This is a genomic window from Pantoea stewartii (assembly GCF_011044475.1).
Classification (GTDB): Bacteria; Pseudomonadota; Gammaproteobacteria; order Enterobacterales; family Enterobacteriaceae; genus Pantoea; species Pantoea stewartii.
In genome coordinates this window covers 432,355-447,373 of record NZ_CP049115.1, presented here as the reverse complement: position 1 = coordinate 447,373, position 15,019 = coordinate 432,355, and the positions used below count along the sequence as shown (strand labels likewise).

Here is a 15,019-nt window from a genome sequence, read left to right as displayed (position 1 = left end):
GACTTTACGCCAAATAGGATCAGAATACTGTTCCAGTTAAGGACTACGCGACACGGAGTTTATCATCGCCACTTTTCGCGACGTTTATCGCGCCCGTACGGGACGCCGAGCCGGCCTGTTCGCCGCCTCGGCTTTGTTATTAGCCAGCTGTTCGTCGGAACCGCCAAAATCGCTGGTCACGCCCTTTCCGACCGTCAGTAAACCGCCGGTAACCAGCCAACCGGTGCGGGAGAATGTGCCTGTACGCGGCGTCTGGCTGACGACGGTTTCCCGTCTCGACTGGCCACCGATCGCCTCGGTGAATATCCGCGATGAGGCGCTGCGCGTCAGTCAGCAAAAGCGTGCGCTGACCGATAAACTCGACAAGCTGAAAAGCCTGGGAATCAATACGGTGTTCTTTCAGGTCAAACCGGATGGCACCGCACTGTGGGCATCGAAGATCCTGCCCTGGTCAGACATGATGACAGGCGAAACAGGTCAGAACCCAGGCTTTGATCCGCTGCAGTTTATGCTGGATGAAGCCCATAAGCGCGGTATGCGCGTGCATGCCTGGTTTAATCCCTACCGCGTTTCCGTGAATACCAAACCCTCAACGGTCGCCGAGCTGAACCGCACCCTGTCACAGCAGCCTGCCAGCGTCTTTGTTCTGCATCGTGACTGGATTCGCACGTCGGGGGATCGTTACGTGCTCGATCCCGGCATTCCGGATGTGCGTGACTGGATAACCAGCATCGTGGCTGAAGTTGTAAAACATTACGATATCGATGGCGTGCAGTTTGATGATTACTTCTACGCCGAGTCGCCCGGCTCGCCCCTGAACGACAGTCAGACGTTTATTCGATACGGTCAGGGCTTTGCCTCGAAGGCAGACTGGCGCAGGCATAATACACAGTTGTTGATCGAGCAGGTTTCTCACACGATCAAGCAGCTCAAGCCGCAGGTGGAGTTTGGCGTCAGCCCGGCGGGCGTCTGGCGTAACCGTTCGCACGATGCTGCCGGCTCGGATACGCGCGGCGCGGCGGCCTACGATGAGTCCTATGCGGATACACGCCGCTGGGTACAGGACGGCTTACTGGATTATATTGCGCCCCAGATTTACTGGCCCTTCTCACGCAGTGCCGCCCGTTACGATGTGCTGGCGAACTGGTGGGCTAACGTTGTTAAGCCGACTAAAACGCGTCTGTACATCGGTATCGCCTTATACAAAGTCGGGGTGCCCGCCAAAAACGAGCCGGAATGGACGATTCAGGGCGGCGTGCCGGAACTGAAACGGCAGCTTGACCTTAACGCTTCCCTGCCGCAGGTCAGCGGCACGATTTTGTTCCGGGAAGACTACCTGAATCAGCCACAAACGCAGCCAGCAGTGAATTACCTGCGCAGCCGCTGGGGGCAACAGCCGTGATAACCGTGGCGGTTGTCGAGGCAGCAACCCCGGCGTTACAGGTCCTGACGGCCCGGCTGTCAGCGGAACTGTCCGCCCTTACTGGCGATGCGGGGACACAGCACTTCAGCGCGCCTGAGGCGGCGACCTGGGTGCTGGCCCGTGACAGCCAGGGCAAGGCAATTGGCTGTGGGGCGCTGGTGCATGTCTCCTCTGAGACAGCCGAACTGAAGCGCATGTTTTCCACCCGCGATATCCCCGGTACGGGCGCGGCCGTGCTGGCCGCGCTTGAGCAGATTGCCCGCGCGCGTGGCTATCGCGCGCTGCGGTGCTCAACGCGCCGGGTGAATACCCGCGCAGTGGCGTTTTATCATCGTTGCCATTTTCAGGAAACCGCCCCTTACGGCGCTTATGTCGATAAGCCCGCTTCTGTGTGTCTGATCAAAGCCCTCTGACGCAAATCATTAACAAATATTTTACTATTCAGCCCAAAATAGCACTTTTGTCAGCACCGCATTCGCTGCGTGGCGTAATATACGTCAATAAACGTAAAGTCCTCCCACACGGAAATGCGCATGTCTCAATACTCAAGTGAAGTGAAAACCAGTCAGCCCGGACTGGCCGCCAACGTTGATGACAGTCAGAAAATTGTGATGTCGATACTGGGCGCAGTGGCCTTTTCCCACTGCTGTAATGACTTTATCCAGGCCATGCTGCCGTCCATTTATCCGCTGCTGAAAACCAACTTCGCGCTCAGCTACGCCCAGATTGGCTTGATCACGCTGATTTATCAGATGACCGCCTCGCTGCTGCAGCCGTGGATTGGTCTTTATACCGACAAACATCCCAAGCCCTGGCTACTGCCGTCTGGTATGGTTGCGACACTCATCGGCATCGGGCTGCTGGCCATCGCGCCGCATTTCTCAGTGGTGTTGATGGCATCGGCGCTTATCGGCGTAGGTTCAGCCACGTTTCATCCGGAAGCGTCGCGTGTGGCACGGATGGCTTCGGGCGGGCAATTTGGGACGGCACAGTCCACCTTCCAGGTCGGCGGCTATGTCGGTACCGCTTTTGCGCCGCTGGTCGCCGCGATGCTGATCATCCCGCACGGACAGCTGGCGGTGGGCTGGCTGATGCTGATCGCGCTGTTTGCGGTCATCATTCTGTCAGGTATCAGCCGCTGGACGGTGAAGCACGGTCATGCCCACATGAAAAAGCACAACCAGCGGTCACTGCGCGCCCTGTCGTCGCGCGATGTGAAGCTGGCGCTGTCCGTTGTGGGCGTGCTGTTACTGGCTAAATTCACCTATATCGCCTCGATCAGCAACTACTACATTTTTTATCTGGTCGAGCGCTTCCAGTTACCGGTGCCGGAAGCCCAGATTTACCTGTTTACCTTTCTGGCCGCGGTGGCGATTGGGACGCTGGTTGGCGGCCCGGTGGGCGATCGTATCGGACGTAAGGCGGTGGTCTGGATCTCTTTCCTGGGCGTCATTCCCTTCTCGCTCCTGATGCCGCACGCCAACCTGTTCTGGACCGCGGTGTTAACCGTTTGCATTGGCCTGGTGTTTTCATCGGCGTTTGCCGCGCTGGTCGTCTATGCCCAGGAGGTGCTGCCGGGTCGCACGGGCATGGTGGCCGGGATCATGTTTGGCACGATGTTTGGGATTGGCGGTATCGCCGCGGCCGCACTGGGGAAATTTGCGGACTGGTACGGTATTACCACGGTATATAATGCCTGTGGCTTTTTACCGCTGCTTGGCTTTGTGACCTTACTGATGCCTGACACGCGAGACAAAAAGGCGTAAAACGTCCAGGCAGCACCCGGCTGCCTGTTGCTTTTCTTACACGTACCCCATCATTTTCAGCATCGACTGCGCCTGCGTCATCGCTTCCGCCCGATGGGTGATGCCCAGTTTTTGATACAGGTTGCGGATATGGGTTTTGATGGTGGTGGCGGCCACATCCAGCTCAGCCGCGATCTGCTCGTTGCTGTAGCCGGAATAGATTAATCCCAGCACCTGCCATTCACGTTGCGTCAGTGGGCTGGTGCGGATCAGCTCCGGTACGTCCGGATGGTTCAGCAACCGGCTGACAAAGCCTTCATCAAAATGCGCAAACTTGTGGCGGTGGTATTTGTTGATCTCGTTCAGGATGCGCCGCGCCCGATGGTGATCCAGCTCATCAAGTGTATTCAGCTGTAACAGCTGACGGAGCTGCTGCGCCATGGTTTCACCCTGCACAACGAAATGGCTGATAAAGCCGGTGCTGCGTGCCAGATTGAGCGCACTGAGTAAAGCCTGCTGCGCCTTTGCGCGCTGATCCGTTTCCCAGTAGATCTGATTCAGCAACAGCAAATTGCGGTTGAGATCGCTCATTAGCTGCAACGCCCGGGCGTTGTCATTCAGCTCGTCCAGAATCACCTCAGCCTGAGTGTACTGCCCCAGCAGAATCTGCGCCCGCGCCACGTTACGCCACTGGCCCTGTAAAAAATGGTTACTGGCACTGGCCGGTTTTGGCGTCTGACGCAGCCAGTCACGCGCGCTTTGCAAATCGCCGGTCATCTGCCAGTACAGTACCCGCACTTTATCTGCATTGGCCAGCCAGTCATGATGCCAGCGGCCGTTGTTCAGCAGGTTCTCCAGGCGATTTAATAAGGTGCGCGCGTTATCAAGGTTGCCACGGGCGATGGCGCTCTGCACCAGTAAACCCAGGCACTGGATCTGCTGCTGCGGCTGAAAACCCTGTAAGACTTTCATGCCGTCGCGCGCGGCCTGCTCCGCCTCATCCAGCCGTCCCCAGGCCCATAACAGTTGGGCGCGGATGCGCAGCAGAAACTCATGCAACGGGAAGTGAGACAAATGCTGTGCCTTTACCAGCGCGAAGGCCCGCTCCTGGGTTTCATACGCGGTTTGCAGAAAGCCCTGGGCAAACAGAATCTCGCTTTGCTGAATCAGGCTCCACAGCACATAGTGCCAGGCATCTTCCCGGTATGCCATGTGCTCTGTCTGGCGCATCAGCGCCAGCGAGTTACTGAGTTCGCCTTTACAATGCAGAATCTCGCCGTGCACCGAGGTCGCGACAATCCGGCTGTAGTGGCGGCTTTCAGGCAGCGCGTCCAGCGCCAGCATCGCCAGACGCTCGGCCTCATCCGCATTACCGTCATTGATCGCCACCTGCGCCAGTAGCGCGTTAAACTCGCCGCGCAGGACCGCATCGATTTCGCAACGGCTCTCCTGCTCAAACCGGGCCAACAGGCTGTTCACCTCTGTGAAGCGGTGCTGGCTCTGCATCAGCCAGGCCTGCAATAACACCAGGTTGGGATGCGCCAGCAGCATGCTCCAGGGCAGTGCTTTCAACGACGATTCCAGTAACGGCAGCTCGCTCTGGTTAAACAGAGACCAGGCGTGCTCAATGAGCACGTCCCGCAGCATCTCAGCATCGCCTGAGGCGCGCGCATGATGAATGGCTTCACCCGGAAAGCCCTGCGCCATCCAGCTGGTTGCCGCCGCACGATGCAGGGCGGGAAGCTCTGCAGCCAGCTCCCACTGGCAGCGCTGTTGCAGGAAGCTGCCAAATAACGGGTGATAGCTGAACCACTGACCGGAATCATCCATGCGTTGCAGAAACAGCCCCTGGCGCTCGATCTCCTCCAGCCAGCGTTGGCCGTTCTCCTCACCGGTGACTTCGGCGATCAGCGCCGCATTGAGCGAACGTAGCAGCGCGCTTTTTAACAGGAAATGGCGGGTGGGCAACGTCACGTTATCCAGCACTTCCTCGACCAGATAGTCGTTTAAGTGACTGGCATTAATACCCGACAGACGTCGGGCCGAATGCTGCGCCGCGCCTGCGCCCTGCCGGGCCGACAGGGCGATCAGCTGCAGAGCCGTTGCCCAGCCTGCGACGTCATCGCACAGGCGCCCGGTTTCGTCGGACGCCAGCGGTGCGGGCAGCCGGGCAGCAAAAAACGCCTGCGCTTCCTGATGGGTAAAGGCCAGTTGCTGGCTGCTGAGTTCCAGCAGCTGTTCGCGCACGCGCAGATTGGCAATGCCTAACTGCGGCAGATTACGCGAGAGCACGACCAGAGTGACGTTTTCAGGTTGATGGCGTAGGAAGAAGCGCATGGCATCATGAATCGCCGGATTGGTGATGTGATGGTAATCATCAATGATCAGCCACAGCGGCTTATGCCATTCCTGCAAATCGTTAAAGAGTTGGGTAAAAAGTGCGTTAAGGTTGACGTACTGCCGCTTCTGCGCCAGCACTTCACTACGGCGGCAGCATCCCTGCGTGGCCTGCTGCAGGGCCGCCACCAGATAATCCGCAAAGCGCTCCGTCTGGTTGTCGCTTTCATCCAGGGAATACCAGCCCAGCTCGGCTTTATCGGCTGCCCAGTGGGAGATCAAGGTGGTTTTACCGTAGCCAGCGGGGCTGGTCACCAGCACCAGGCGATAGTTACCGGCGGCGGATAATTTTCGTATCAGTCGCTCGCGTTTCACCGTGGTTTCATGCCGGACAGGACGGCTGAGTTTTGAGGGAATTAACATAGACGCACGCTTCTCCATTTGCTTCGGCGCATCATTTTTTTACGCTTCGTAATTATTCTTCACACGTTCAGCTATCCCTTCGGATAAAGCAAGCAGACGCTTAAGTGAATCTTCACAAAAGCGAATCTAATCACACTTAAGTAAAACTTTCGGACTTCCCTCAGGCTCTCCACCCTGCGGCTCCGCCTGCGCGAAATTCTGCCGGGAGGAGGCGCGCGCCGAAACGCAAAAGCACACTGTGGGTTATTCCCTTTTCTCCTTAAAACAGGATTTTCGGCTATGACACAGCATCCCTTTGATCAATCGCTTTTTAACGCTGCGCTGGCGCGCCAGTGGCAACAGTTTGGCCTGCAAGAGGCACACGAAATGACGCCACATCAGTGGTGGCACGCACTGAGTGGTGCGCTGGCTGAAATGCTGCGCGCGCTCCCTGCCCGGCCCGCTTCCGGCGCTCAACGCCATGTCAATTATCTGTCGATGGAGTTTCTGACCGGACGACTGACCGGCAATAACCTCCTCAACCTGGGCTGGTATAACGCCGTCGCTGCCGCCTTATCGCAATGGGATGTGTCACTCAGTGACGTACTGGAAAACGAGCGCGATCCGGCGCTGGGTAATGGCGGCTTAGGGCGTCTGGCAGCCTGCTTTCTGGACGCGATGGCCACTGTCGGTCAGCCCGCTACCGGCTATGGCCTGAATTACCAGTACGGTCTGTTTCGTCAGCGTTTTGTCGACGGCGCGCAGGATGAACAACCCGACGACTGGCAGCGCGAGCGTTATCCTTGGTTTACGTACAATGCCCGGCGGGATGTCCAGGTGGGCTTAGGCGGCAGAGTCAGCAACGAAAACGGCACAATCCGCTGGCAGCCCGCGTTTTACCTCAAGGGCGAAGCCTGGGATCTGCCGGTTGTGGGCTTTGAAAACGGGGTAACGCAGCCGTTGCGGCTGTGGCAGGCCACGCATGCGCAGCCATTTGACCTGCAAACCTTCAACAACGGGGCGTTTATGCGGGCTGAAAAACAGGGCATGGATGCGGCGAAGCTGACGAAAGTCCTTTACCCTAACGACCATCATCAGGCCGGCAAAAAACTCCGCCTGATGCAGCAGTATTTTCAGTGCGCCTGTTCGCTGGCTGATATCCTTCGCCGCCACCTGCAGGCGGGCCGTTCGCTCGACAGCCTGGCCGATTTCGAAGTGATTCAGCTAAACGACACGCATCCCACGCTGGCGATCCCCGAACTGATGCGGCTGCTGATCGATGAGCACCAATTCAGCTGGGACAGCGCCTGGGCCCTCACCCAGCGCACATTTGCCTATACCAACCATACTTTGTTGCCTGAAGCGCTGGAGTGCTGGGATACCGGCATCGTCCGCGCCCTGCTGCCGCGCCATATGCTGATCATCCACCGCCTCAATGCCCAGCTAAAGGCAGAAGTGGATGCACGCTGGCCGGGCGATGACGCGGTCTGGGCCCGACTGGCGATCGTACATCATAAGCAACTCCGCATGGCTAACCTGTGTGTAATGAGTTGCTTTGCCGTAAATGGCGTCGCCGCGCTGCACTCCCGACTCGTCAAAGAAGAGCTGTTCCCGGAATACGTCGCACTATGGCCTGATAAGTTTCATAACGTCACTAACGGCATTACGCCACGCCGCTGGATCAACCAGTGCAATCCCAGCCTTGCCCGCCTGATAAGCCATACGCTGAAGCGGCCGTGGATCAACGATCTGGACGCGCTCGCCTCTCTGGAAAACTGGGTAGATGATGCCGGTTTTTGTGCCGACTATCAGCAGATCAAGCAGCAAAACAAGCAGGATTTGGCCGCGTGGATTGCTGAGCGGACCGACATTGTCGTTAATCCCGCGGCGATGTTCGATGTGCACATCAAGCGACTGCATGAATACAAACGGCAGCATCTGACGCTGCTGCATATCATTGCCCTCTGGCAGATGCTGTGTCGCGATCCACAGGCGAACCTGTGTCCGCGCGTGGTGATCTTCGGGGCCAAAGCGGCACCCGGTTATGCGCTGGCCAAAAACATCATTTACGCCATTAATCAGGTTGCTGAGGTCATAAATCACGACCCGCGCGTGGCCGATCGCCTGAAAGTGGTGTTTATTCCGGACTATAACGTTTCTGTTGCTGAACGGCTGATCCCTGCCGCGGACCTGTCAGAGCAGATATCAACGGCGGGCAAAGAAGCGTCCGGCACCGGCAATATGAAGCTGGCCCTGAACGGCGCGCTTACGATAGGTACGCTCGATGGTGCCAACGTCGAAATTGCCGAACAGGTCGGTGAAGACAATATCTTTATCTTTGGCCACACCGTGGAGCAGGTGCAGGCGCTGAAGGCCGGGCATTACGATCCTGTTCAGTGGCGCACCAACGACGTCCAACTCGACCAGGCCTTACAGGCGCTGGAAAACGGCACCTTTAGCGCGGGCGATACGCACGCGTTTGACCTGCTGTTAAACAGTCTCGGTCCTGAGAACGGCGATCCCTGGCGGGTGCTGGCTGACTTCCGTCATTATCTGAATGCTCAGCAACGTGCCGAAGCCTTATGGGCCGATAAGCAGGCGTGGACGCGCGCAGCCATCCTGAATACCGCCCGCTGCGGAATGTTCAGCGCGGACCGTGCGATTCGCCATTACCAGCAGCGCATCTGGCAGCGTAAAGGATAATTACAATGACGCCTTTTCATCCACCTCAGGAGACGGGCCGCATAGCAACGGAATATGTGGATGCGCATGGAACGGTGCAGACGGTTTCTGCCCTGACGCGTCAGCGTTTGCTGACGGCGATGGCGCGCGAGTCGGCCCCATCCACACCATTGCCCCCCGTATGGGTTATCGCGCAGGGTAAACCGATAGTGTTAACGCCTGTGCTGACCGGTCCCATGCGCTGGCAGTTAACAAGCGAATACGGGCAGCACTGGTCGGGGCAATGTGAGCCGGATAAACCGTTGTGCTTACCGGAACTGCCTGATGGCTACCATCAATTGCGCCTGACGCAAGGCATGCAACGGGTTATCTGCCAGATAATTGTGACGCCGTCACGTTGCTATGCGCCGGAGGCGTTGCTTAAGGGGCGCAGGCGCTGGGGAACCTGTGTGCAGCTCTATTCGTTGCGCTCAGCGGGCAACTGGGGCATGGGCGATTTTGCCGATCTGCGGCAACTGGTGAACGAGACCGGTCAGCGAGGCGGCGCTTTTATCGGTCTGAATCCGTTACATGCGCTGTTCCCCGCGCTGCCCGATCAGGCCAGTCCTTACAGTCCCTCTTCCCGGCGCTGGCTGAATGTGTTGTATATCAGCGTGCCCGATGTGGCTGATTTTACGCTGAGCGCCGCCGCACAGGCCTGGTGGCTCGCGGCAGAAACGCAGGACGTTCTCCAGCGCGCCCGCGCGGCACAATGGGTGGATTATCCCGCTGTCGCGTCGCTCAAGCTCACCGCACTGCGGTTTGCGTGGGCGCAGTTTTTGCAGCGTGATAAAGAGGACAGTGAGGTCGTCGCATTCGAGGCGTTTATCCTTCAGGGCGGTGAAAGCCTGCTGCATCAGGGCATTTTCGATGCCTTACAGGCCTGGTTTGTGGGTCAGGATCCAACCTGTCACGGCTGGGATACCTGGCCCGCTGCGTATCAACAGCCGGACAGCGCCGCCGTGCACGCCTTTCGCATCGAACACGGCGATGAGATCCGTTTTTATCAGTGGTTACAATGGCTTGCCGCCCGACAGTTTGCGGCGTGCTGGCAGGACAGCCAGCGGCTACAGATGACGCTGGGACTTTATCGGGATCTCGCCGTCGGCGTGGCCGCGAATGGGGCTGAAACCTGGAGCCAGCGCGCCTTGTATTGCCTGGCGGCCAGCGTGGGCGCGCCGCCGGATATTCTGGGACCGCTGGGCCAGAACTGGGGATTACCGCCGCTGCATCCCGGGGAATTGTATGACCGGGCATACGAACCCTGGATAACCCTGCTGCGTGCGAATATGCGTGACTGTGGCGCACTACGTATTGACCATGTGATGGCGTTACTGCGTCTGTGGTGGATTCCGGCGGGTGAAACGGCAGCGGAAGGTGCCTATGTAACTTATCCTGTCGACGATTTGCTGGCCATTCTGGCGCTGGAAAGCCAGCGTCACCGCTGCATGGTGATCGGAGAAGATCTGGGTACAGTACCGGACACCATCGTGGCGAAACTGCGTGATGCCGGCGTTTACTCCTACAAAGTGCTCTACTTTGAACGAACCGCTGAACGCGCCTTTCGTCCGCCTGCTGCATGGCCTGCGCAGGCCATGGCGGTAGCCACCACCCATGATATGCCAACGCTGCGCGGCTGGTGGCAACACGACGATCTGACGCTCGGCAGCCAGTTGGGACTCTATCCTGACAACGCGGTGCTGGCCGGGCTCCATCGCCAGCGCAGGACAGCCCGCGCGGCGCTGTTGCAGAGCCTGCAGCGCCAGGGTTATCTGAAGAACGGCGCACTGGTGCAGGCCAACAGCCCGCACATGAGTCTGGTGTTGAATACCGCGCTTCATTACTATCTGGCTGACTGCAACAGCGCCCTGCTGGGCTTGCAGCCCGAAGACTGGCTGGATATGGCTTCGCCGGTCAATGTACCCGGCACGGTGGAGACCTATCCGAACTGGCGACGTAAGCTCAGCCTGCCGCTGGAGGCGATGTTTGCCGATGCGCGGATTAACGGGCTGCTGGCGACCATGACGCAGAAGCGCGGATAAGAAAATAATGCGGTCCATATCAACCAAAATACAATGCCGATATGGACTGTTAAATGAATTTGGGTGTTGGCTACGCTTCGTATATGTCATTTTTGTGGCCGGGTTCAATTTACCTTTGGACCGAAACTTGCACACTGGCAAAGATATTAATCAAATTTATTAATATATTGAGAGGGTGCGATGATCGGTTGCTGTGCGTGTTGCGGTCTTGCTTTAAACAGGGGGCTTCCCAAAGTCAAAAACAACGTTGAATATAAAAGTTGCCCGAAATGCTCTGTGACACACGGAAGGCAGCATATTTACTTTCAGACGCCTAATCACTTTGGAACCACACCCGCGCGTGAAACGATAAATAATCCTCAAGGTCTTCAAAGTTATTGTGAAAGTTGCAGGCCCGCCTCAGAAAAAGACAACCCATCGAGAGTATTTCAGCATGGCTTAACATGTCATCATTTCGAATAATTTTCCGGCCGACATTCGTATTTACTTCTCTGACTGACAAAAAAAGGTGCGCCTCAGCGCACCAGGTGGAGCAAATCAGCACTGCGGAGTGATTACTCCTTGCCTTTAACACTGCTGATAAATGTTTTTCGTGCGGAAGGTGAACCGAGCCGCTCTGCTTCGTCGAGCAGTTTAAGCGCTTTATCAATATTGCCCTGGGCCACTGCCTGCCTGATGCTCTGGTTAAAATAGCTTTCGGTATCGGTGACAAGGGGCTGCGATTTTGTGTCAGGCGCAGCAGTGGGTTGCGCGGCCTGCACGGCAGGTTGTGTTTGTCCGACCGTCACGGGCGTTGAACGGGAAGCGCCAAACAGCGGCCCGACCAGTATCGAGGAGGCGGAACTGGTGCTGACGTTGATTTTTAGCCTGCCCGAGAGGCTATGGCGGGCAACGGGATCGGGAATATCCGGCACCGCGTGGCCGGTTCCCCTGGCATAGGCTTTTGCCGGATCCAACAGCGTAGTGGTTTGTGTCAGATCCTTTTCTGTGGTGAACACTAACAGATAGATTTTCTGCTGCCCCGGCACGGGCGTCAGTTTCATTACGCCTTCAAGCCGGTCAGCGGCCATTACGCCGGGTTGCTGATAGGTAAACCAGCGGCTCGGAAACCAGGCGGCCGGACGGAGATGTTCATCCAGGACAAGCACATTGGGGGCAAATACCTGGTTATTCTGCACCTCGCTGCTCAGGGTAATGGTCAGCTCTCCCAGCGTCGCAGGCAGGCTGTAAGCCGCGACCGGGCCCGTCATCCCCGGGACATTCCATCGTGAATGGCTGCCATCAAGCACTGTCACCTGAGCGCGTGAAGTATCCAGCGGCTGCCAGGTCAGGCTTTGCAGACTGGTTTGTGAAAAGTGTGGTGCGGCAGAGACATCCTGCGGCATCAGATTGATTTCGGCGCGGACAGTAGCGCTGTGCCCTGCCAGCAGCATTGCGCTCAGGCCCAGCGCTAATCCGACTTTATGCATTTTCATTGTGAACCTCGCAGAACCGGCAGCGGCACCGCCAGGCAATAGCAGCCGCTACCAGAAAAAAAGAATGCGGTTAGAGAACGTTAACCGGGGATCGCCTTACCACCAGATTTCCATCTGGGCGCCAAAGGTCCACTCGTCATTGTTGCCACGACTGTTGGTGAACAGGCCGTTGCCACTGCTGTCACGTGCGGCCAGCGTAGTGAGATCGCCCGCCGCATCTTTGCTGTAGCCCCACTTCTCGTCCCATTTGGCATAGGTCGCAAACAGACGCAGCGCCGGGCGCGACCAGATGCTGTCACCTGCCTGCCATTGCTGGGCAAGCGTGATTTTGTACTGGCCATTGCGCTCGCCGACCTCCTGAGACTTCACGTTGTCATAGCCGACTTCCAGCAGGGTGCTCATGATCGGTGTCCATTTGTACATTGGCCGCACGCCCACGGTGTACCACTCGTTGCCCCGGTTGTTATCGAGGTCGGTGTTCTGGTACATCGCGACGTACATCATGTCCCAGCGCTCTGCCAGCGAGATCGCGCCGTGATCCAGGATCCGGTACAGCCGGCCGTTGTTATTGATATTGCTGCCCTGCGCTAACCCTTTGCCCTGTGACGTCAGCGCGTCCGTGGCGTACTGGAGCACAAACTTGTTGTAGCCCTTCAGCATGCTCTGGGTATGTTCTGCGGTGAACAGCCAGCCATCTTTTGAGGCGCCCTCGTCCAGGCGATAACCGTCACGGGCATTGGCACGACCATAGTCCACGCCCAGCTCAAGCACGCCATTGGGGTTGGTTTCCAGTCCGGCCAGCCGCACGTCAAAGACATCGTCAGCTGTGCTGGTGGCGTAATTGCGGATTCGATCGCTGGAGAAGGTATACGAACCGCCCGCTTCTGAGGAACGGGTTGCCGCAAAAGAAAGCTTTCCAAATCCCAGATCGACATCTTCCAGGCCCGCCCCCGGTCCCGAAATATCCCAGTAGTAGAAGTCGATCATGTGTACATCGTGGCGTTGATAAAAACGCTTACCGGCCCAGATCGTAGAACCCGGCAGCGCATCAATCAGGTTCTTGCCTTTGACATTGGCCTCACGAAACGCCGGTGAGGTGGATTCCCAGTCATTTTGCTGAGAAACCGAGTACGCCACGTTGGTGTCAAAATAGAAGCTCTTATCGCCCTCTTTCCACACTTCCTGACCCAGCTTCAGTTCCGCGTAGGTTTCGCATTCGTTGCCGAGGCGGTATTTACTTTGTGCACCAGTTGCCTGAAAGCATTGCTGCTCGCCGCTGCTACCGGTCCAGCCGATGCCGGAGCGCGCATAACCGGAAAAATCCACCGCCATAAGCGGCGCAGACAGCGTGCCTGTCGCCACGGCCACGGCGAGGGAAAGCTTGCGCAGAGTTAACATTTTCGATCTCCTGAGGTTATTGCTTTTTGTATTTGGCGGGCTCAACACCGGGTTCCTGATGCAGCCTGCGGCACGCGCTTCCGTCCTCGCGGAACAGGTGACAACGCTCGGGCGGCAAGCCAATACCCATCGTGGTGCCCTCTTTTACCAACACCACGTCCTCCTGGCGGTACACCAGGTTTTGACGGATGGCGGGGATTTGGATGTGGATCTGCGTTTCATGTCCCAGTTGCTCGACAACCTGGACTTCACCTCCCAGCGTAACGTCGGCGATCTCGCTGGAGAGAAGGTGTTCGGGACGGATGCCCAGAGACATGTTGCTGCCGACCTGCACACCGGTGCTGTCGACCGGCAGCCATACCAGCTGGTTGTTGGGCAGGCGCACCTGCACCTGCTCAATGGCGGTCGCCGTGACCTTGACGGGCAGAAAGTTCATTTTGGGCGAGCCGATAAACCCTGCGACAAAGCGGTTGGCCGGATAGTGATACAGCTCCAGCGGTCGGCCAACCTGTGCGACGCGTCCGGCGTCCAGCACGACGATCTTGTCGGCCAGCGTCATCGCTTCGATTTGATCGTGGGTGACATAAATCATCGTGCGTCCGAGGCGCTTATGCAGACGGGCGATCTCAATGCGCATCTGCACCCGCAGCGCGGCATCCAGATTAGAGAGCGGTTCATCCAGCAAAAAGACGCGCGGCTCTGCCACCAGAGTGCGGCCAATGGCCACACGTTGACGTTGCCCGCCGGAGAGCGCTTTGGGGCGGCGGTCAAGCAGATGTACCAGTTGCAGCACTTCGGCGACCTGCGTCACGCGCTGTTCAATGTCCGCTTTCTTCACGCCCGCAAGCTTCAGGCCGAAAGACATGTTTTCAGCGACAGAGAGATGGGGATAAAGCGCATAGGACTGAAACACCATCCCGATCCCGCGTTCAGCGGGTGGGACATCATTCATTCGCCGATCGCCGATCAACAATTCTCCGCTGGTGATGGTTTCCAGCCCGGCGATCATGCGTAACAGTGTGGATTTGCCGCATCCCGACGGCCCGACAAAGACCACGAACTCCCCTTCAGCCATCTCCAGGTTAATGTTCTTCGACACCACCGTGTCGCCCCAGGCTTTGGTGACATTGCGTAATACGACGCTTGCCATAGTGCTTTCCTCTCACTCACGAATGCGGCCTGCACGGCAGCGGAAAATTCTGGCGTTTACTATGCGCAGAGCCTTACCCCGTCACATCCTCCGCAAACGCGCTTTTGCTGGGGGAGGAGCCGGGAGGAGGAGAACATGGCGACCTTGACGGACTGCGTGCCATCGCGCCGTTTTTTGTGATGGATAACGCAGTCTGGTGGGGGCCATTGTGTGAGCTGTACCGTGATAACGCGCTTATTTTGCTACGGCGATCACGGCCCGACTGGCGCAGGCGTAGACCGCAGGAGGATGAGAAGCCCGTCAGAACACCCACAATGTGGCGCAGG

The 15,019-nt window shown here is 57.7% G+C and carries 9 protein-coding genes; 5 read left to right on the top strand and 4 right to left on the bottom strand.

From position 1 onward, the window contains the following. Positions 1–64: 64 nt before the first annotated feature. The 3 genes from G5574_RS02020 (at position 65) to G5574_RS02010 (ending at position 3,189) form a co-directional block, all read left to right on the top strand. Positions 65–1,402: a glycoside hydrolase family 10-like protein gene (locus tag G5574_RS02020; RefSeq protein ID WP_110267494.1), complete on the top strand. Its 1,338-nt coding sequence runs from the start codon at positions 65–67 to the stop codon at positions 1,400–1,402. Next, a complete protein-coding gene (locus G5574_RS02015) occupies positions 1,399–1,836 on the top strand; it encodes a GNAT family N-acetyltransferase (protein WP_054687733.1) in 438 nt (145 codons plus the stop codon). The genes G5574_RS02020 and G5574_RS02015 overlap by 4 nt, the downstream gene beginning before the upstream one ends. Positions 1,837–1,956: 120 nt before the next feature. Beyond that, the gene (locus tag G5574_RS02010; protein WP_033741670.1) at positions 1,957–3,189 is read left to right on the top strand and encodes an MFS transporter; all 1,233 of its coding nucleotides are present in this window, start codon (positions 1,957–1,959) and stop codon (positions 3,187–3,189) included. Between the two features lie 36 nt (positions 3,190–3,225). Here G5574_RS02010 and malT read toward each other — a convergent pair whose 3' ends face one another. Next, positions 3,226–5,928 carry an HTH-type transcriptional regulator MalT gene (gene malT / locus G5574_RS02005; RefSeq protein WP_164481955.1) on the bottom strand — a complete coding sequence of 901 codons (2,703 nt, stop codon included), beginning with the start codon at positions 5,926–5,928 and terminating at the stop codon, positions 3,226–3,228. Positions 5,929–6,207: 279 nt separating this feature from the next. Between malT and malP the strand changes: the two genes are divergently transcribed. Together malP and malQ are read left to right on the top strand one after the other, a co-directional pair. After that, entirely contained in the window at positions 6,208–8,610 is a 2,403-nt protein-coding gene (gene malP / locus G5574_RS02000) for a maltodextrin phosphorylase (RefSeq protein ID WP_164481954.1), read from the top strand. Between the two features lie 5 nt (positions 8,611–8,615). Next, positions 8,616–10,670 (top strand): 4-alpha-glucanotransferase, encoded by a 2,055-nt coding sequence (gene malQ, locus G5574_RS01995; protein ID WP_164481953.1) that lies wholly within the window; start codon positions 8,616–8,618, stop codon positions 10,668–10,670. Positions 10,671–11,224: 554 nt separating this feature from the next. On the opposite strand, the gene malM is transcribed toward malQ, so the two are convergent. The 3 genes from malM to malK form a co-directional block, all read right to left on the bottom strand. Next, positions 11,225–12,145 carry a maltose operon protein MalM gene (malM, locus tag G5574_RS01990; protein WP_164481952.1) on the bottom strand — a complete coding sequence of 307 codons (921 nt, stop codon included), beginning with the start codon at positions 12,143–12,145 and terminating at the stop codon, positions 11,225–11,227. Positions 12,146–12,241: 96 nt separating this feature from the next. Then, on the bottom strand, positions 12,242–13,543 hold the full coding sequence (locus G5574_RS01985; RefSeq protein ID WP_164481951.1) for a maltoporin: 1,302 nt from the start codon (positions 13,541–13,543) through the stop codon (positions 12,242–12,244). Between the two features lie 16 nt (positions 13,544–13,559). Next, complete coding sequence (gene malK / locus G5574_RS01980; RefSeq protein ID WP_164481950.1) at positions 13,560–14,693, bottom strand: maltose/maltodextrin ABC transporter ATP-binding protein MalK; 1,134 nt, start codon at positions 14,691–14,693, stop codon at positions 13,560–13,562. Positions 14,694–15,019 lie beyond the last annotated feature (326 nt).

Bases quoted from the DNA above. Each gene is read 5' to 3' on its own strand.
- G5574_RS02010 (WP_033741670.1), top strand. From the start codon at position 1,957: ATGTCTCAATACTCAAGTGAAGTGAAAACCAGTCAGCCCGGACTGGCC.
- malT (WP_164481955.1), bottom strand. From the start codon at position 5,928: ATGTTAATTCCCTCAAAACTCAGCCGTCCTGTCCGGCATGAAACCACG.
- malP (WP_164481954.1), top strand. From the start codon at position 6,208: ATGACACAGCATCCCTTTGATCAATCGCTTTTTAACGCTGCGCTGGCG.
- malQ (WP_164481953.1), top strand. From the start codon at position 8,616: ATGACGCCTTTTCATCCACCTCAGGAGACGGGCCGCATAGCAACGGAA.
- malM (WP_164481952.1), bottom strand. From the start codon at position 12,145: ATGAAAATGCATAAAGTCGGATTAGCGCTGGGCCTGAGCGCAATGCTG.
- G5574_RS01985 (WP_164481951.1), bottom strand. From the start codon at position 13,543: ATGTTAACTCTGCGCAAGCTTTCCCTCGCCGTGGCCGTGGCGACAGGC.
- malK (WP_164481950.1), bottom strand. From the start codon at position 14,693: ATGGCAAGCGTCGTATTACGCAATGTCACCAAAGCCTGGGGCGACACG.